20 protein-coding genes are annotated in these 17,940 nt (G+C 62.9%); 10 read left to right on the forward strand and 10 right to left on the reverse strand.

Annotated elements, in window-relative coordinates; genetic code table 11:
- Position 1 precedes the first annotated feature (1 nt).
- A complete protein-coding gene (locus tag QM609_RS21130; RefSeq protein ID WP_003945075.1) occupies positions 2-832 on the forward strand; it encodes a carbohydrate ABC transporter permease in 831 nt (276 codons plus the stop codon).
- 4 nt (positions 833-836) lie between these two features.
- Entirely contained in the window at positions 837-2,006 is a 1,170-nt protein-coding gene (locus tag QM609_RS21135; RefSeq protein ID WP_050656200.1) for an ABC transporter ATP-binding protein, read from the forward strand.
- Between the two features lie 4 nt (positions 2,007-2,010).
- Here QM609_RS21135 and QM609_RS21140 read toward each other — a convergent pair whose 3' ends face one another.
- Positions 2,011-2,247 (reverse strand): hypothetical protein, encoded by a 237-nt coding sequence (locus tag QM609_RS21140; RefSeq protein WP_218959858.1) that lies wholly within the window; start codon positions 2,245-2,247, stop codon positions 2,011-2,013.
- A gap of 126 nt (positions 2,248-2,373) precedes the next feature.
- Here QM609_RS21140 and QM609_RS21145 point away from each other — a divergent pair, with 126 nt between their 5' ends.
- Together QM609_RS21145 and QM609_RS21150 are read left to right on the forward strand one after the other, a co-directional pair.
- Positions 2,374-3,639, forward strand: a complete 1,266-nt coding sequence (locus QM609_RS21145) for a sensor histidine kinase (RefSeq protein WP_050656204.1) — start codon at positions 2,374-2,376, stop codon at positions 3,637-3,639.
- Between the two features lie 10 nt (positions 3,640-3,649).
- A complete protein-coding gene (locus QM609_RS21150; RefSeq protein ID WP_050656198.1) occupies positions 3,650-4,756 on the forward strand; it encodes a winged helix DNA-binding domain-containing protein in 1,107 nt (368 codons plus the stop codon).
- Here QM609_RS21150 and QM609_RS21155 read toward each other — a convergent pair.
- Both QM609_RS21155 and QM609_RS21160 read right to left on the reverse strand, forming a co-directional pair.
- The gene (locus tag QM609_RS21155; protein WP_003945080.1) at positions 4,749-5,612 is read right to left on the reverse strand and encodes a hypothetical protein; all 864 of its coding nucleotides are present in this window, start codon (positions 5,610-5,612) and stop codon (positions 4,749-4,751) included. The two genes, QM609_RS21150 and QM609_RS21155, sit on opposite strands and share 8 nt — an antisense overlap.
- Positions 5,602-6,300 carry a metallophosphoesterase family protein gene (locus tag QM609_RS21160; protein ID WP_050656197.1) on the reverse strand — a complete coding sequence of 233 codons (699 nt, stop codon included), beginning with the start codon at positions 6,298-6,300 and terminating at the stop codon, positions 5,602-5,604. Before QM609_RS21160 ends, QM609_RS21155 begins: the two co-directional genes overlap by 11 nt.
- Before the next feature lie 71 nt (positions 6,301-6,371).
- On the opposite strand from QM609_RS21160, the gene QM609_RS21165 reads away from it, so the two are divergent.
- On the forward strand, positions 6,372-6,956 hold the full coding sequence (locus QM609_RS21165; RefSeq protein ID WP_007736116.1) for a suppressor of fused domain protein: 585 nt from the start codon (positions 6,372-6,374) through the stop codon (positions 6,954-6,956).
- Between the two features lie 25 nt (positions 6,957-6,981).
- On the opposite strand, the gene QM609_RS21170 is transcribed toward QM609_RS21165, so the two are convergent.
- Both QM609_RS21170 and QM609_RS21175 read right to left on the reverse strand, forming a co-directional pair.
- Positions 6,982-7,428, reverse strand: coding sequence for an SRPBCC family protein (locus QM609_RS21170; protein WP_007736117.1), 447 nt, complete (start codon positions 7,426-7,428; stop codon positions 6,982-6,984).
- Between the two features lie 134 nt (positions 7,429-7,562).
- Positions 7,563-8,633 (reverse strand): magnesium and cobalt transport protein CorA, encoded by a 1,071-nt coding sequence (locus QM609_RS21175; RefSeq protein WP_007736118.1) that lies wholly within the window; start codon positions 8,631-8,633, stop codon positions 7,563-7,565.
- Positions 8,634-8,802: 169 nt separating this feature from the next.
- Between QM609_RS21175 and QM609_RS21180 the strand changes: the two genes are divergently transcribed.
- The 4 genes from QM609_RS21180 to QM609_RS21195 all read left to right on the forward strand — a co-directional run bounded on the left by QM609_RS21180 (position 8,803) and on the right by QM609_RS21195 (position 12,264).
- Positions 8,803-9,657: a PHP domain-containing protein gene (locus QM609_RS21180; protein ID WP_007736119.1), complete on the forward strand. Its 855-nt coding sequence runs from the start codon at positions 8,803-8,805 to the stop codon at positions 9,655-9,657.
- Positions 9,654-10,268, forward strand: a complete 615-nt coding sequence (locus tag QM609_RS21185; protein WP_164490628.1) for a MarC family protein — start codon at positions 9,654-9,656, stop codon at positions 10,266-10,268. Before QM609_RS21180 ends, QM609_RS21185 begins: the two co-directional genes overlap by 4 nt.
- A 3-nt stretch (positions 10,269-10,271) precedes the next feature.
- Entirely contained in the window at positions 10,272-10,664 is a 393-nt protein-coding gene (locus QM609_RS21190; protein WP_007736120.1) for a hypothetical protein, read from the forward strand.
- Between the two features lie 406 nt (positions 10,665-11,070).
- Entirely contained in the window at positions 11,071-12,264 is a 1,194-nt protein-coding gene (locus QM609_RS21195) for an NAD(P)-dependent malic enzyme (protein WP_003945072.1), read from the forward strand.
- A 73-nt stretch (positions 12,265-12,337) separates the two neighbouring features.
- Here QM609_RS21195 and QM609_RS21200 read toward each other — a convergent pair whose 3' ends face one another.
- The 4 genes from QM609_RS21200 to QM609_RS21215 are packed head-to-tail and all read right to left on the reverse strand — an operon-like array spanning position 12,338 to position 15,800.
- On the reverse strand, positions 12,338-13,027 hold the full coding sequence (locus tag QM609_RS21200) for an ABC transporter permease (RefSeq protein WP_003945081.1): 690 nt from the start codon (positions 13,025-13,027) through the stop codon (positions 12,338-12,340).
- Complete coding sequence (locus QM609_RS21205) at positions 13,024-13,707, reverse strand: ABC transporter permease (protein WP_007736121.1); 684 nt, start codon at positions 13,705-13,707, stop codon at positions 13,024-13,026. The genes QM609_RS21200 and QM609_RS21205 overlap by 4 nt, the downstream gene beginning before the upstream one ends.
- Positions 13,708-13,711: 4 nt before the next feature.
- The gene (locus QM609_RS21210; protein WP_003945084.1) at positions 13,712-14,857 is read right to left on the reverse strand and encodes an ABC transporter ATP-binding protein; all 1,146 of its coding nucleotides are present in this window, start codon (positions 14,855-14,857) and stop codon (positions 13,712-13,714) included.
- A gap of 4 nt (positions 14,858-14,861) precedes the next feature.
- Positions 14,862-15,800: an ABC transporter substrate-binding protein gene (locus tag QM609_RS21215; protein ID WP_003945094.1), complete on the reverse strand. Its 939-nt coding sequence runs from the start codon at positions 15,798-15,800 to the stop codon at positions 14,862-14,864.
- Positions 15,801-16,003: 203 nt separating this feature from the next.
- Between QM609_RS21215 and QM609_RS21220 the strand changes: the two genes are divergently transcribed.
- A complete protein-coding gene (locus tag QM609_RS21220) occupies positions 16,004-16,888 on the forward strand; it encodes an ABC transporter substrate-binding protein (RefSeq protein WP_030536932.1) in 885 nt (294 codons plus the stop codon).
- A gap of 51 nt (positions 16,889-16,939) precedes the next feature.
- On the opposite strand, the gene QM609_RS21225 is transcribed toward QM609_RS21220, so the two are convergent.
- The gene (locus QM609_RS21225) at positions 16,940-17,881 is read right to left on the reverse strand and encodes an alpha/beta hydrolase fold domain-containing protein (RefSeq protein ID WP_050656196.1); all 942 of its coding nucleotides are present in this window, start codon (positions 17,879-17,881) and stop codon (positions 16,940-16,942) included.
- Positions 17,882-17,940 lie beyond the last annotated feature (59 nt).

Here is a 17,940-nt window from a genome sequence, read left to right on the forward strand (position 1 = left end):
CATGACCGTGACTCCCAGACTCAAGATCAGCTGGTCCGTCGTCAACCTTCTGGTCTTGCTGTACGCGCTGGTTCCCGTCCTGTGGATCGCCAGCCTGTCATTCAAACCGGCCGGAACGATCAAGGACGGCAAGTTCATTCCGGAGAAGTGGACCCTGGACAACTACCGAGGAATCTTCGACACCAGCGCCTTCACCAGTGCTCTGATCAACTCCATCGGTATCGGACTCATCTCGACGGTCATCGCCGTGGTGATCGGAACCATGGCTGCTTACGCGATTGCGCGCCTGGATTTTCCGGGCAAGAAGCTGCTGGTGGCTGTTGCCCTGCTGATCGCGATGTTCCCGCAGATTTCATTGGTGAGCCCGCTGTTCGACATCGAACGACGGCTCGGACTCTTCGACACCTGGGCCGGACTCATCCTGCCGTACATCACCTTTGCGTTGCCGTTGGCGATCTACACGCTCTCGGCGTTCTTCAAAGAGATTCCTTGGGAACTCGAAAAGGCGGCGCAGATGGACGGCGCGACTCCGGGGCAGGCGTTCCGGAAGGTGGTGGCTCCACTGGCCGCGCCCGGCATCGTCACTGCGGGAATCCTGGTGTTCATCTTCTGCTGGAACGACCTGTTGTTCGCGATTTCGCTGACGTCGACCGAACGCTCCATCACCGCCCCCGCGGCCATCGCGAACTTCACCGGCGCTTCACAATTCGAGGAGCCCACCGGGTCGATCGCCGCGGCCGCCATGGTCATCACCATTCCGATCATCATCTTTGTTCTGTTCTTCCAACGTCGTATCGTGGCCGGGCTTACTTCCGGCGCAGTGAAGGGATAAGCCTGTGGCCGAGATCGTGCTGGACAAGGTGACCAAGCTGTACCCGGACGGAGCCAAGGCGGTCAGTGATGTCGACATCACCATCGCCGACGGAGAATTCATCATTCTCGTGGGCCCGTCCGGTTGTGGAAAATCCACGACTCTCAACATGATTGCCGGGCTGGAAGACATTTCGACCGGTGAGTTGCGGATCGCGGGTGAACGCGTCAACGAACGCGCCCCCAAGGACCGCGACATCGCGATGGTGTTCCAGTCGTATGCGCTGTATCCGCACATGACGGTGCGCCAGAACATCGCGTTCCCGTTGACCTTGGCGAAGATGTCCAAGGACGAGATCAACGCCAAGGTCGACGACGCTGCGCGGGTCCTCGACCTCACCCAGCATCTCGATCGCAAACCGGCGAACCTGTCGGGCGGTCAGCGTCAGCGTGTCGCGATGGGACGCGCAATCGTGCGCAGCCCGAAGGCGTTTCTCATGGACGAGCCGCTTTCCAACCTGGACGCCAAACTGCGCGTGCAGATGAGGACGGAGATCGCCCGTCTGCAGCAGCGACTCGGTACGACAACGATTTACGTGACCCACGACCAGACCGAGGCGATGACGCTCGGCGATCGGGTAGTCGTGCTGCGCGGCGGAATCGTGCAACAGATCGGTGCGCCGCAGGAACTCTACGATCGTCCGAACAATCTGTTCGTGGCGGGATTCATCGGGTCCCCGTCCATGAACTTCTTCCCCGGACAGTTGACGGCCGACGGTGTGAGCACGCCGATCGGCGATGTTCGCCTGCCAGCGGCGGCGCAGTCGAAGATCTCGGGCAGCGGTTCGGGCAAGGACGTCGTGGTCGGTATCAGACCGGAGCATTTCGAGGACGTGGCGCTGGTCGATGCAGCGCAGAAGCCGCACGGCGGTACGTTCACCGTCGACGTGGACGTGTTGGAGTCGATGGGTTCGGACAAGTACGCGTATTTCCTTGCCGGTGGTCCTGCCGTCAATTCTCGTGAACTCGAGGAACTCGCCGCAGATTCGGGAACGGCCGTCGCTGGTGGCGGCCAACTGGTTGCCAGGCTCTCATCCGAGTCCACGGTGGCCAAGGGCAGGTCGATCGATCTGTGGTTCGACCCCGCCAAGATCGCAGTGTTCGACGGCGGTACGGGAGCCAACCTGCTGCTGTGAACCTCTACCCGGGCAAGGTGACCGAATACGTCGCGGCCCAGGGCAGCGGTACCTGTTCGGGGCCGGGCGCTGCGTCGGCCGGTTCGGGTAGGGGGACCAGGCGGCCGAATTGTTCGTGATGGGTGGAGGCCGGGGCGGCTTGCGCTGTCCCGGCCACCACGGCGATCGGCGCCGCTGCCAGGGCGCCGGCGACGGCAAATCGAGTGGCGATGCGGCGCTTGCTTGCTCGGGTCGAGATCATGAGCACTCCTGCGTGGTTTCGAGGTTCGGTGAATGCTGTGCCATTCACGGTATTGCGGGTTGATTGTGAAATCTCGTGTGCGAAGCTCATTCACAGGGAACTGGGATGGGCGGCACAGGAGGACAGATGAACGAATCCTCGGTACGAACCGAGCACCTGCCCGGCGGCCCGGACCTCGAGCGGATCTTGCGCGAACACGCCTACCGCGGTGCGTACCTCCAACTGACGGTGCGCGGCGCTCTGGTGCTGTTCATCGCCCTGACACTGATCTTCGTCCCGCCGATGAACGACGCGGGATGGTGTTTCGCGATTCTGGGCGCCTATGCCCTCTGGTCGGCAGCCGTGGCGCTGTGGATCCGCAAGGGCGGCACCGGCCCGGTGACGATGATCTGGCTCGGCTTGTTCGTCGACCTCGCCGTGCTCGCAACTCTGACATTGCTGACCGGTCTCGCAGCCGAGCAGAGTTGGACCGCCGACATCTTGAGCAACGGGCTCTTCGTCATTCCGGTTCTTGCGTGTACGCAACTGCGGACGGACGTGTGTGTCGGCGTCGTTGCCTGCACGATCGGGGTGTTCTTCGTTTCCAGTTGGGCAACGATGACTTCGAACTCCGAGCCGTGGCCGTCGATCCTGCTGAGCACCATGGCCTTGGCCGGAGTGGGCGCGGGCGCAATCGGATTGACTCGGATTCAAAGATCACGCGTGTTGACCATCGGACAACTCGTCGGGCATCGCACGAGCCTTCTTGCCGAGCTCATGGGGCTCGAGCAGCGTGAGCGCACGGAACTGTCGGAGCAATTACACGACGGGGCGCTGCAGTACGTCCTCGCGGCGCGGATGGATCTCGACGAATTGGCAGACAGCGCGGAGCCTGTCGCCCTGGCGCGAGCCGCGAAAGCGCTCGGTGAAGCGACAACGCTGTTGAGATCCTCCGTCTCGGAGTTGCATCCCACTGTCCTTGTTCACGTGGGTCTTGCCCGCGCGATCGGGGACCTCGCGCGCTCGGCGCAGGGACGCGGCGGAGTGGTGGTCGACGTCGACACTTCGGGCTGGAACGACGATCTACGCACGTCTGCCGACGAGGTCTTGTTCGGCGCCACCCGAGAGCTTCTGGGCAACGTCGTCAAACATGCCGGCGCGCAGAACGTCCGGATCGAGCTTGCACGACTGGACCACCGTGCGGTGCTCGTGGTCTCGGACGACGGCCGGGGGATCAGCGCCGATCGGATTGCCGAACGACGGGCCGCCGGGCACATCGGACTGCTCTCGCACGAACTGCGTGTGGTTGCCGCGGGTGGCTCGTTCTCGGTCGGACCGGGTGAAGAGTCCGGAACCCTCGCGCGAGTGGAGATACCGTTCGAGATCGTCACCGCCACTGACCACGATCGTTGAGGAGTTGTCGATGGCTGCACTGATCACCGATCGCGAGCTCAACCTGGCGACTCTGGCGCGGCAGTTCATGCTGCGGAGGGCCGAGGTCAGTGCGTTGGATGCGATCGAGCACCTGGCAGGTCTGCAGGCCCAGGCGCCGACGCCTCCCTATCTGGCACTGTGGGCGCGGCTGAAGAACTTTGCAGCAGAAGACCTCTCCACCCTTGTCGAGAAGCGCCAGGTGGTGCGGCTGGTTGCCATGCGGGGCACGGTTTTTGCTCTCTCGGCCGCGGATGCGGGCCCCTTCCGGGCCACGGTTCAGACGATCATGGAACGCGATCTCCACACCAACAGCACACAGCGTGCGGCGCTCACCGGGTTGGATCTCGACGCTCTGGCGCGGGCGGGACGGGACCTCGTAGCGGACGGGCCGCTCACCCAGATGCAGATGAGACCGATACTGGCAGAGCGCTTTCCCGGTCACGCGGCCGAGGGACTGGCGCACGGAGTTCGAGGACTTCTGCCGATGGTGCAGGTCCCACCGCGAGGCCTGTGGGGACGATCCGGAGTACCGGCACTGACGACCTTGGAGAATTGGCTTGGCACGGAAGTGAGTTCATCGCCGGATCCGGATGCGATGGTGCTTCGTTATCTGGCGGCCTTCGGGCCCGCCAGTGTGAAAGATGCGCAAGCGTGGTCAGGGCTCACGAGACTCGCCGAAGTCTTCGAGAGGCTACGTCCCGGCTTGATCACCTTTGTCAACGCGAAAGGGGCCGAGGTGTTCGACCTGCCGGACGCGCCACGACCGACCTCCGGAACACCGCCGGTCAGAATCCTTGCTCCGTTCGACAACATCCTGCTCTCGCACGCCGACCGCTCGCGAATCATGGACGAGCAGTACCGAACTCGCGTCTTCACCGTCAACGGCATCGTCAAGCCCGCCATCCTGGTGCGCGGAAAGGTGGTGGGATTCGCGACGGTGACGCCGGACAAGGAGACGGTCGAATTGGGCGCGACTCTGTTTGCGCAGCAACCGAAGACGGCGCTCGCATCCATCGAGAAGGAAGCGCGTGCGTTGCTGAAATTCATGCACCCGAAGATCCCGAACCGAGAGGTGCGGTTCGCTGTCGCTACGTAGCGGGCTTGTGCTTTCGCGGTGCTCGATCGCGTAGTTCGGCCACGATCTCGTCGTTCCACATGTGACGCCGCACCAGTCGGTACCGCTCCCGGGCGATCCACAAGTAGGCCTCGGCGTCGGTGTGCTCGGGCAACATGTCAGCACCCCGCAGCATTCGCACGACGGGCAGAAACTCCTCGCCGAACCAGCGGCGGGCGACGGTGTCTCGGCCGAGGAACTCACCCTTCTCCTGCATGAGCCGAAAACCCCACGCCTCCACACACTCACTGAGTTCGGCGTACTCCCACGGGTCGGTGACCTGGACGGCTTCGCGTTGTGAACCCTGCAGCGGAACGCGGGTGAGGAAGAGTCGACGATGATCCTTGATGAGCAGATCAGCGCGCTGAGTGATGCCTTCCGGCGAGATACGCGTGATGATCTCGGTGACGTACGCGTCGATTGTCTTCTGGTGCATCGCACACGCAATGGACACTCGGTGGTGCCCGTCGATCACGAAATGCATGGAGCCGACGCGATACAACTGAACAGGTGGTACCGATTCGCCGCGTCGTTGCGCCACCGCAAGTCGCTCCCAACGAGCGCGCGAGTGAGTGGACGTCGGACGGAAGTACCTGTCGAAATCACCTGTGCGGTCGACACTTCCGACGATCGATTCGATGGTGACGACCTGCAGCCCCAGAGACTTCTCGCCGACCTTGCCCAGAGCTGCGACAACCTCGTCGAACGGCAGGATCGCGTTGACGTCGTCGGGTTCGCGTCGTAGCCAACTGACCAGACGTGCCACGTCGGCACGTCGACGCTGACGAGCGAAGTCGTTCTCCGCGTCGGCTGTGGGAAATCCGGTGTCACGAGCCATGTCGGCGCCTCACGATCGTCGGCGGAGTACCTGGGGAAATCTCCATCAGCGTGAAGCCGACGGTATTGAGCACGATAGTCCGGCCTACCTCCAGATCGAGAGGGGTTCGCCCGTGCGGGTGGATGTGTCCGTGGACCATCACCGTCGGATCGAGGTTGTGAATCAAATGCGTGAAGCATTCGAACCCTCGATGTGGCCGATCCTCGGCGTCGCCGACACCGCGGGCGGGACTGTGGGTGAGCAGCACATCCACGCCCGCCCGGCCGCCGGGAAGCCGCGATTGCCAGGCGTTTCGCCAGGCGAGCGAGCGAGCGCGTCGGCTCTGCTGGCGCTCGGACCATTGATTGGGACCCGTGTTGTATCGGATGGAACCACCGAGGCCCGCGATCCGCAGACCGGCGACGGTCACGATGCGTCCGTCGGCGTTGACTGCGCCGGTAGGCCCCGGCCACTGCGCCGGCATCCCGGCCCGCGTCCAACCCGATCTCTTGTTCGAATATCCGGACAGATCGGCGTCGTGGTTTCCGGGAACGAACACGCAAGGCGCATTCAGTTGGTCAGACAGGTACTCCAGATACGCAAACGGCAGATCGCCCGCGCCCAGGATCACGTCGACTCCGAGTGAACGAACCTGACTGCTCCACAGGAATTCGACGGTCTCGTCGCTGACAGCGAGAACGGAGACCATTTCGACGACGCTACCGCCACCGCGAGGTATCTGCGCTGCGAACCTCGCGGGCACGGTGTTTAGATGGACGAGTGTCAGACAGCGTCGTATCTTCCGTCCGGGCCCATCTCGTCAGCAGCATCGAGGGGCCGGACCCCACCGCGGCCTCGGTGACGTTCCTCGGTGTCGAACCGCTGGACGTGCTGCGTTTCGAATCACCCGACGGCCTGGTCCGCTACGTCACACTGGGGTGCTCGCGTCATCCGATGGGCGACCCCAACGAACTGGTCGCAGACCCCACACGCGGACCCCGCGCCGAGTTGGTACTCACGCTGCGCGGTGGCACCGGTGTGGCGTCAGGTGTGGCCAGGACGCTCGCGGTGCTGGCCGCGGCGCCGTCCGTCGAAGGCGTCGTGCTGCTCGAGGACGCACTGTTGGACCTGGGCGAGCCGCTGTGGAAGGACACTGCGTTCACGGCGGTGCTTCTCGGTGACAGCGGGATCGAAGACCTGACGCTGCCGGAGCCGTTCGACCCGGTGCGCTTCCTTGGTGTGGTCCCCCTGACCGGTACCGAAGCCGCCTGGGTGCGTCTGCGCGGCGCGGAGGCACTGAGGGAAGCGTGGACCGAGGCGGGGATCGACATCCGCGATCCGCACCGTTCCGCTGCCTCGCTCTAGCTGCGCTGGCGCTTTGTCCGTCAGATCATTCGGCGTGCACGAGGATGTCCGCCAAGTTCTCGAGACTTACCCGAACCGTCCGTGAAAATGCTTTCGTGACGATCGGGTCGGCCATCTTGCCGAATACTCCTCCCAGGCCGCTTTCGCTGTCGAGTCGGTAGGTGACCCGAGTGCCGTCACCGACTTCTTCGCAGGTCGTGGTCTGCGAGAAGCTGACCGGACTTTCGACGGACGTCGATTTCGACGATCTCGGTGGGTCGTACTCGGTGAATTCGGATGTCCACTCGAGACGCTTGCCCAGGATTCGCGAGACACCGTGCCAGCGGCTTCCCACGCCCATCGGGCCGTCGGTGATCTGTTTGCACTCGACCATCGAATTCTCCCAGTTGGGCCAGTTCTCGGCGACGGCGATGTACTCCCAGACGTCCTTGGGTGGCAACGCGATCTCCACGGATTGCTCGACTGTAGGCATGGTTGCTCCTCCACTTCTCTTTGGATCTGAATTTGCTTGTCGCAAAATGGATTTCGGGAACGGAATGAAAATGCGTACCCATATCCATTGTCCGCCTGCGACGGTGGCAAGTACAGGGAGTCAGCGTGCGAGGTTCACAGCCAGTTGTTGCGACGGAAGAGAAAGAACAAGCCGACACACACCGACGCGATGAGGAACAGGATGGACTGATAGCCGTACTTGTAACCGAGTTCCGGCATGTTCTCGAAGTTCATCCCGTAGATACCGGCAACGCCGGTCGGCACGGCGGCGATAGCGACCCACGCGGAGATCTTGCGCATGTCGGTGTTTTGCTGCACCGCGATCTTCGCGAGTGCGGCGTCGACCAGCGAACTCAACACCTCGTCGTATTCCGAGATACGTTCGGCCACGATCGTGTGGTGATCTCGTACGTCACGGAAGTATCGCCGGATCTCCTTCGGGACGAGGCCGCCCGCGGGCTGGGTCAGCTGGAGCAGTGGCAATCCGAGTGGAGTGACCGAGCGTCGTAGTTCGACGATTTCACGTTTGAGCAGGTAGATGTGCTCGACGGCAACGGTGTTCCGCGGGTTGAACACCAACTCTTCCATGCTGTCGACGTCCTGTTCGACGAGTTGGATGACGGAGAGATAGCTGTCGACGACGTGGTCGGTGATCGCGTGCAACACCGCGAACGGGCCCATGGTGAGGCGCTCGGGGTTCTGCTCGAGTGACTTGCGCACGCTTGCCAGTTCGGAGTGATCCCCGTGCCGGACGGTCACCACGAAGTCGGGGCCGACGAACACCATGATCTCGCCGGTTTCGACGATCTCGCTCGCCGTCGCGACGGACTCGTGCGGTACGTAGACGACCGTGCGCAGCACCAGGAACATGACGTCGTCGTAGCGTTCGAGTTTCGGGCGCTCGTGTGCATGGACGGCATCCTCGACCATCAGCTCGTGGAGTCCGAAAGTTGCTGCGACATCTTGCATCTGACCTTCGTCGGGAGCGTGCATGCCCACCCAGACGAACGCGTTGTCGCGACTACGAACCTCGGCCAACGCGGCGCGGTGCGTGTACTTGCCCGGCAACCGCACGCCATCCACGTAGACCGCGCAGTCGACGATCGCGCGGGCAGCCGGAACGGGGATCTTGGGCGCATCGGCTTGCGTCGATTTGCCGTTCGACCAATTCGGCAGTGACGGCATGGTTGGCACGCTCGCTCCTTCTCGGTCTGTAATGCAGTGGAACGGCAGGGGAACGGCACTACAGCGACACCTGATCGAATTGCGCTGCCGCTGCGGCGTAATCGTACGTCAGCTTCCGGCTCGCCCACCGGAGCGCGATGAAGTTGCCGATTGCTGACACACTGGAACAGTGCGAATAGATCTTCACACCCACTCCAACGCATCGGACGGCACCGACACCCCGGCTGCCCTCATGCGCGCCGCAGCCGACGCCGGACTCGACGTCGTCGCCATCACCGATCACGACACGACTTCGGGCTGGGCCGAGGCGGCGCAGGCCTTGCCGGCCGGCGTCAGCCTGGTTCGTGGGATGGAGATGTCGTGCGAAGGTCGAGGTGAGCGTGGTTGGCCGGTCGCTGTACATCTGCTTGCGTACCTGTTCGATCCGACGCACCCCGAATTCGCAAAAGAACGTGAGCGACTGCGCGCCGAACGCGTCGAACGTATCCGGGTGATGACGACCATGATGGCGCGTGACGGTCTGCCCGTCGATCCCGATCAGATCCTCGCCGACGCCGGTCCGTCCGTCGGACGCCCGCACGTCGCAGCGGCCTTGATGCGAGCGGGAGTGGTGTCGAGCATCAGTGAGGCTTTCTCCGACCTGTTGTCCAGTCGAGGGCGATACGACGTTCCCAAGTACGACACTCCGCTCGAGTACGCCGTCGAACTGGTGGCAGCGGCCGGGGGAGTAACTGTCCTTGCGCATGGACGGGCCCGTTCGCGCGGCGGATTGCTTGCGCTCGACCACATCCGCGATCTGGCCGAGCTGGGTCTCGGGGGTCTCGAAGTCGATCACCCAGACCATCGCAGCGACGATCGTGACGTCCTGCGCCGCCTGGCTGTCGACCTGGGTTTGGCAGTCACCGGATCCTCGGACTACCACGGCGAGAACAAGACGATCGGACTCGGCGACGAGCTCACGGACGAGGCCGAGTTCGACAAACTCGTCTCGGCTGCCACCGGCGTGGAGGTACTTGGGCGCTGATGCTCGACACCACGCTCTACCTCACCGTGTTCATCACGCTGTTCGTGATCATGGACCCGCCCGGAGTCATCCCGGTGTTCTTGTCACTGGTCGGCCGCAAAAGCCGTGAAGATCGCAACCGAGCGGCATGGCAGGCCCCCGCCGTCTCCCTTGCGGTCATCTCGGTCTTTGCCATCGGCGGTCAGGCGATCCTCAACTACCTCCACATCGGCATTCCGGCGTTGCAGGGCGCCGGCGGATTGCTGCTGCTTCTCATCGCACTCGAACTGCTGACCGGCAAGGCCTCCAACCGTCCGCAGGGAGCCGACGACGTAAACGTCGCACTCGTTCCTCTGGGAACGCCGATGATGGCCGGTCCCGGTGCGATTGCAGCCGTCATCGTCTTTGTCGCCCAGGCCGACGGTGAAGCGGCGTCGTATCTGGCGATCGCGTTGGCGATTCTGTCCATCCACCTCGTGCTGTTCGTGGTCCTGCGCTTCTCGACCGCACTGATCCGGATACTGGGCGAGGGTGGCATCAGTCTGCTGGCACGCATCGCCGGTCTTCTGCTCGCCGCCATCGCGGTTCAACTCATTGCGGAATCAGTCCGCGGATTCGTCGCGGGAGCGTAAGAGATGACATACGACGACAGGTACGACCGGAACGACAGGTACGAGGACGACTACCAGTACCAGGAATATCAGGACTATCAGTACGAAGACGATTACGACTATCCCGCCGACAAACGACAATGGCTGCTGGTCCGCGCTCTACGCGCCCTGAGTGGCACCGTGGCGGCCGGAATCGTGGTCTTGACACTCGTGATCATCGGTTCGGCATATCTGGGCGGCAACCGCGGATTCCCGGGTCCGGGAACAACGTCGATCACCGCGCACATTGCGGCCTCGGTGGTTGCTCTCGCCGCGCAGATCTGGTGCGACCGCAGGCGGGGTATCGCGGCGGTTGCCGGATCGGTGGTCGTGCTCGTGGTGGCGGGGCTGTTATTGGTGACGCAGTGGTGGGGATGACTGGGTGGGGATGACACGGTGGGGATGACACGGTGGGGATGACGGTTCGGTTTCGAGTGTGGTGAGGAATCCGACCGCTTGGAGGATTTGATTGTGATCCGACTCTGGTGGCAAACTGGAGTTACTTCGAGGCGGCGCCACAGCCCGGCCCCGAAGTGCAGGTTTCGTCAGAATTTCTCCCGAAACCTAGATTGCATGGGTACGCCAGGGCTCACCCGCCCCACACCATGACGCTTCGGATGTATTGCGGCCCACTTTCTCGCGCACGCCGAATGCTCTTCTTCTCAGTAGTCGTTCGCGGAAGAAATGATCTCTGACCGTTGTGAACGTAGTTTCGCACCGGTCCGAAGGATTACTTCCCAGTAACCCAGCCCCGCTTGAGGCTGGACTAATCAGGAGTGTCATCGTGTCCCTCGTGACTGAAGCCATCAACGTACCCAAGGTCGAGTTGACCGACGAAGAAATCTTTGCCGCTCACGTCGGTGGCAAGCTCTCGGTCGAGACCACAGCACCGCTCGATACGCAGCGGGCCCTCTCGATCGCCTACACGCCGGGTGTTGCTCAGGTGAGCCGCGCCATCGCTGCAGACGAAACCCTTGCCGATCGATACACGTGGACCAACCGACTCGTCGTCGTGGTCAGCGACGGCACCGCGGTTCTCGGACTCGGCGACATCGGCCCTCGCGCGTCGCTGCCCGTCATGGAGGGCAAGTCGGCGCTGTTCAAGAACTTTGCCGGACTGAACTCCATTCCGCTGGTTCTCGACACCAAGGATCCCGACGAGATCGTCGAGACACTCATCCGACTGCGTCCGAGCTTCGGCGCGGTCAACCTCGAGGACATCTCGGCGCCGCGTTGCTTCGAGATCGAGAAGCGCGTTATCGAAGCTCTCGACTGCCCCGTCATGCACGACGATCAGCACGGAACCGCCATCGTGGTCCTCGCGGCACTCAAGGGCGCCGTGAAGGTCCAGAGCCGCGACATCACCACACTCAAGGTCGTCATCTCCGGCGCCGGCGCTGCGGGTGTTGCCTGCGCGAACATCCTGCTTGCCGCCGGAATCAGCGACGTCATCGTGCTGGACTCGAAGGGCATCATCTCGGGTGAGCGCAGCGACCTCAACGACGTGAAGGCAGAACTCGCGGCCCGCACCAATCCCCGTGACCTGCATGGTGGTGCCATCGAGGCTCTCGAAGGTGCTGACGTGTTCCTCGGTGTCTCGGCGGGCAAGATCCCCGAGGAGCTCATCGCTTCGATGGCTCCCGAGTCGATCGTGTTCGCACTCTCCAACCCGGACCCGGAGATTCACCCCGAAACCGCGTCGAAGTACGCGGCGATCGTGGCGACGGGCCGTAGTGATTTCCCGAACCAGATCAACAACGTTCTTGCCTTCCCCGGTGTCTTCAAGGGCGCGCTCGACGCCGGCGCCCGTCGCATCACCGAAGGTATGAAGCTCGCTGCCGCCGAGGCAATCCTGTCGGTGGTCGGCGACGAGTTGGCGGCGGACAAAATCGTCCCCAGCCCACTCGACCCTCGCGTGGCACCCGCAGTAGCGGAAGCCGTCGCGGCCGCAGCGCATGCTGAGGGCGTGACCAGCTAAGAGGGACTACGAAAGCCCCGATCGGAACCCGCACACAAGGTTCCGATCGGGGCTTTTTCGTGTGTACCGAGAGCTACAGACGAGTGAGGTCGGGTGTTCGGCGCAGCCTGCCGGTCCCGGGAACCGATGCCCAGACCACCAGCGCCAGTAAGCCGTCCACGACGAGAGCCACAACCGCGACCAGGATTGCGCCGACGACGACTCGGTCGTACTTGTAGAGTGCGAGACCGTCGAAGATGTACCGGCCGAGGCCGCCGAGGTTGACGTAGGCGGCGACCGTTGCCGTGGCAATCACCTGCAGTGTTGCGTTACGCAGTCCGCCGAGAATCAATGGCAGCGCATTGGGTATCTCGACGCGGAAGAGCACTTGGAGTTCGGTCATACCCATCGCCCGTGCGGCCTCGACGACGCCGCGGTCGACGCTGGCGATTCCGGCGTACGTGCCGGCGAGTAGTGGGGGAATACCAAGAATGACGAGGGCGAGAATCGGCGGCATCACTCCCAGACCCATGAGAAGAACGAGGAAGGTCAGCAGGCCGAGAGTGGGCAGTGACCGCAGTGCGTTGACCAGACTGACGACCACGATCTCACCGCGACGCAGATGGCCGATGAGTAATCCGATGGGCACCGCGATCACAGCCGAAAGTGCCACGGCCAGAACGCTGTACCAGAGGTGCTGGAGGATGCGGGTGCCGATTCCGGTGTCGCCGCTCCAATTTCCGGGATCGACGATGAAGTCCCAGGCCCCGGTGAAGATGCTCATACGGGTTCCCCCTCGGCTGACAGGACGGCGGGAACCTTCGACGAGGTCGACGTTCTGGTCCACGGGGTCAGGAATCGGCCGATCAGATACAGGATCAGATCGAGCGCCAGTGCCAGCACGACGATCGCGATGATGCCCGCAACGATCTGGTCGGGATAGTCGCGGTCGTAGCCTTGTTTGAACAGGACTCCAAGCCCGCCGATTCCGATCAGAGATCCGACTGACACCAGCGAAATATTGGTAACGGCAATAACTCTGATGTTCGCGATCATCACCGGCAGCGCCAATGGCAACTCGACCGTCAGAGCGCGTCGTAGTGGTGTGAAACCGACGGCGGTGGAGGCGTCGATGACGTTGTCCGGCACCGAGTCGAGTGCTTCGGGTACTGCCCGGATGAGCAGTGCCGTCGCATACACGCTGAGTGCGATCACGACGTTGAGAGGATCAAGGGTCTTGAGTCCGAACAACTGGGGGATGGTGACGAACAGCGCGAGCGACGGAATCGTGAACGCAATGCTCGCCAGGGTCAACGTGATTCGGCGCAGCCATCTGACGTTGCGGATCGCTGTTCCGACCGGAACGGCAATCAGGAGACCGATCAGCAAAGGAAGCAGTGCCAGATACAGATGGGTCTTCGAGTAATCCACGACCGTCGAGAAATTGTCGATGAGCCAGCGCATGCCGCTACGACCCGAATCCCTCGGTGAAGGCGACGCGGTTGCGTTCCTCGTCCTCGCGTCGACGCTGATCTGCCAATTTCGCAACGACTTCGGAACCGAGGATCCCGCCGATGACCGCGCCCTCGCCGTCGACGGCAACGCCGATACCGGACGGCGACGAGATTGCCGCATCGAGTGCTTGGCGGAGGTCGCCGCCGGGGGAGAACAGCGAACCACCGGCAGACGTCGACTGAGCAAGGGTTCGTCCCGAGCGCAGGCCTTCGACGCCGGTCACGTCGATCCATCCCTGCGGAGTTCCGTTGTCCGTGACCACGAGAACCCATTCGCCCAATTCGAGACGTAGAGCCTTCAATTCGTTCTCGACGGCCGTGCGTACAGGGTGCAACGGAACCTCGTCGGCAGCGCGGAACGACAATCCCCGATAGCCGCGATCGCGTCCGACGAATCCGGCGACAAAATCCGTTGCCGGAGCGGCCAACACGTCGCGAGGTGCCGCCACCTGCTGAAGCCGCCCGCCGGGACCGAAGACGGCAATGTGATCACCGAGTTTGACTGCCTCGTCGATGTCGTGGGTGACAAAGACGATCGTCTTCTTCAGTTCGCTTTGCAGACGGAGCATTTCGGTCTGCAGATCCTCACGCACCACCGGGTCGACGGCGCTGAACGGCTCGTCCATCAACAGGATCGGCGGATCGGCCGCCAATGCACGCGCAACTCCCACACGCTGTTGCTGTCCACCCGAGAGTTGCCCGGGGTAGCGGGTGGCAAGTGAGATGTCCAGACCGACTCGTTCGAGCACACCCAACGCGGCTTTACGGGCGGCGCGGCGGGACTCACCGCGCAGCACCGGAACCGTTGCGACGTTGTCGATCACGGTGCGGTGCGGAAGCAGGCCGGCGTTCTGGATGACGTACCCGATGCCGAGACGCAGCTTCACCGCGTCGGTCTGGGCGATGTCACGACCGTCGACGAAGATCTTGCCCGACGTCGGTGTGATCATCCGGTTGATCATGCGCATCGACGTCGTCTTGCCGCACCCGGACGGCCCCACGAACACCGTGAACGACTCGGCCTCGATGGTGAGATCGAGACGGTCGACGGCGGTGGTGCCGTCCGGATACTGCTTGGTGACGCCCTCGAAGGTGATCACGTGACTACGAGACCGGCTTGTCGAGGCCCTGCGCCGTCACCCACGCCTTGGCCGCCGCTGCCGGCTCCGTCTTGGTGTCGCCGGACACCTGGACGTTGAGTGCCAACAACTCTTCGGTGGTGAGCTTGGCGGACACCGCATCGAGGACTGTCTTCAACTTGTCGGAAGACTTCGACGCGCGCAGCACCGGCACCACGTTCTGAGCCGGGAAATTGTTCTTCGGGTCTTCGAGAACCACGAAGTTGTTCTCCGGGATGGAGGCCGACGTCGTGAAGATGTTTGCCGCGGTGATGTCACCGGAGGAGAGAGCCTTCACGGTTGCCGGTCCACCGCCGTCGGCGATCGGAACGAAGTTGGCTGCCGAGATGTCGAGGCCGTAATTGGACTTCAAACCGGGCAATCCGGCTGGACGTTCCTGGAACTCGGCCGGAGCACCGAACTTGACCTCGGCGGAATGCGGAGCCAGATCGGCGATCGTCTTCAGGTTCCACTTGTCAGCGGTTTCCTTCGTGACGACGACGGCGTCCTTGTCCTCGGCGGATGCAGGCGTCGCAATTGCCAATTCCGACCCGAGAGCTGCGGGAAGAGCAGCGAGGACGTCAGCGGAGCTGGTGGCCGTGCTGTCGGGATCCAAGTACTGCAGGAGATTTCCCGTGTAATCCGGAATGACACTGATGGACCCGTCCTTGAGTGCCGGAATGTACGCCTCGCGGCTGCCGACGTTGAACGACGTGGACACATCGAACCCGTTGACACGCAGTGCTTCGGCGTAGATGTTGGCGATCGTCTCGGATTCGGTGAAGTTGGCGGAGCCGACGACGATCGCGTTGGGATCGCTGTTGGAGTCACCGTCGCTGCTACCGCACGCTGTCAGTGCAGTCAGAGAGACAACGGTTGCCGCGGCTACGAGCCAACGGTTGGAACGAAATCGTGAGGTGCGCATGAGCGTCCTTCCGGTTTTTCGGGCGTCCCGTGTTTCGGGCGTCGGAAACCATTCCCTTGTGGCGAAGCCACCCGAGTGACTTCGACGGCGCCGCCACCGAGTGGCTGCGTCAGGACTGGTTACCGCGCATCGCCCGACAAGTGTAACGATAGGTACCGACATGGCACGGTTTTCGATCCATGGGATTGGATGTGAGGATTTCGGTGAAGAGCACACGCACGAAGTATTCGACTGTTGTTGCAGCACTGATGGTCCTGCCGATTCTCAGCGGATGCGCAAACGGTGATTCGGTGGTAGAGGGTGCCGAAGCGGAGTCTCGTGACCAGATCGTGGTGGCTGCTGACGCATCGGTGGAGAGTTCGGTGTTGGCCGAGGTGTATTCGACGGTGCTCTCCTCCTCCGGCCTGTCGGCTCGCGTCGAATCGGTGGGTGGTGGCCGAAACCAATCACTCGAGGCTCTGGACGCAGCGCGAGTCACTTTGGTGCCCGAGTTCACCGGCGCGCTGCTCGATCACTACGACCCGTCATCCCCGGCCCGCAAGGCCGACGACGTCTTCGAAGCCTTGAGTCGCTCTCTGCCGGAGGGTCTTTCGGTCTCCGACTATGCGATGGCCGAAGATCGTGCGGTCCTCGCACTCGACACCGGATACGCACAGTCGTTGGGAGCGAAGACGATAGAAGCCTTTGCTCCTTCGTGTGCCGCGGCGAGGCCGCTCGTCTCCGCGAGATTCGTCGAGGACGGGGCAGTGGAACAGTTGGCCGAGGGCGCCGAGTGTGTCTTCGCCGGTGTCGATCAGGCAACGCCGGCAGACGTACCCGGTGCACAAGTATTCGGAACCACGACGCTGTCGGCGTTGGCACAATCCGATGCCGTCACAGTGCTCGCTGATTCGAATCACGTTCTGGCTGCGCAGAATGTCGTTCCGCTCTTTCGAGCGGGCGCACTGGGAGATTCGGCTGTCAAGGCGCTCAGCGTCGTTGCCGGTGAACTGTCCACCACCGATCTCGCCGCAATGATCGAGCAGGTGCGGACCGGCAAGGCGTCAGCCTCGGAAGTCGCCCGCACCTGGTGGGACACCCGTCAGTGACATGGACGGAGTGGGCCACCCGTCAGCGACATAGACGGAGTGGGCCACCCGTCAGTGAGCGCTTGATCCCACTGCTGAACTCGAATCATCCTTGGCACGAATCAGTTTCGATGCGATGAACTGGCCGAGGTCGGAAACGGCGTCTGCTGCTTCCTTCACCAGTGACGCCTGTGCGTGAGCCACGTGCCAGAGTCTTGCGTACTCGACCAGGGACACATCGACGCTGGCAGCGGCGAGCTTGTCGGTGAACGTCATGATCTGCGGGTAGAGGACTTCCTCGGAACCGACGTGAATCCTGGTGGGTGGCAACCCGTCGAGCTTGCCGTGCATCGGTGCGTAGCCGGGATCAGTACGGTCGCCTCCGGCAAGGTAGGCGTCGGCGGCGTCGAAGGACCACGCTGTGTTGACCACCAGGTCGGCCTTTTTGGTGGCACCCCGATCGCCGGGATCGACCCACGGTGAGATCAGTGCAAGCGCGCCGGGGGTCACGCCGTGACGCTCGATCAGACGAATAGCGGTCGCCGCGGCCAAACCGCCACCGGCCGAATCGCCGGCAATGGCAACGCGGTCTTCCGAATAGTCGAACTCGGTGACCAACTGCATGAAGGCTGAGACCGCGTCGTCGAGAGCGGCGGGATACGGATTCTCCGGCGCGAGACGGTAGTCCAAGGTGAAGACCGCACTGGACGACTCACGGGCGAGATGAGCTGCGAGAGAACGGTGTGTGGACAGCGAACCCAGCGTGTACGCCCCGCCATGCAGGTAGAGAACTGCGGTGGGGCGCTCGGTTGCGCCGACGGTGATCTTCTCTGCCGGTCGGCAAGCCAGCTCCAGCGGGCGCACGACGGCGCCCGCTGGAACCTGCTGTAGCGGTGCCCCGGCCTCGAGCAACAGACGTTGAATCCGATACGGCAGCCGCGAGTTGAAAGCCAGACGGAAGTACGGCTTCAACAAGAATGCGACCACGGGCAGCGGAAGGGTGAACGTGCTCACCGGCAGGGCTCCTGACTCTATATGCGAACTGCGCTGTGAAACGAACTGCGCTGTGAAAC

The organism is Rhodococcus sp. IEGM 1302, assembly GCF_030056935.1.
In the GTDB taxonomy this organism is placed as follows: Bacteria; Actinomycetota; Actinomycetes; order Mycobacteriales; family Mycobacteriaceae; genus Rhodococcus_F; species Rhodococcus_F qingshengii.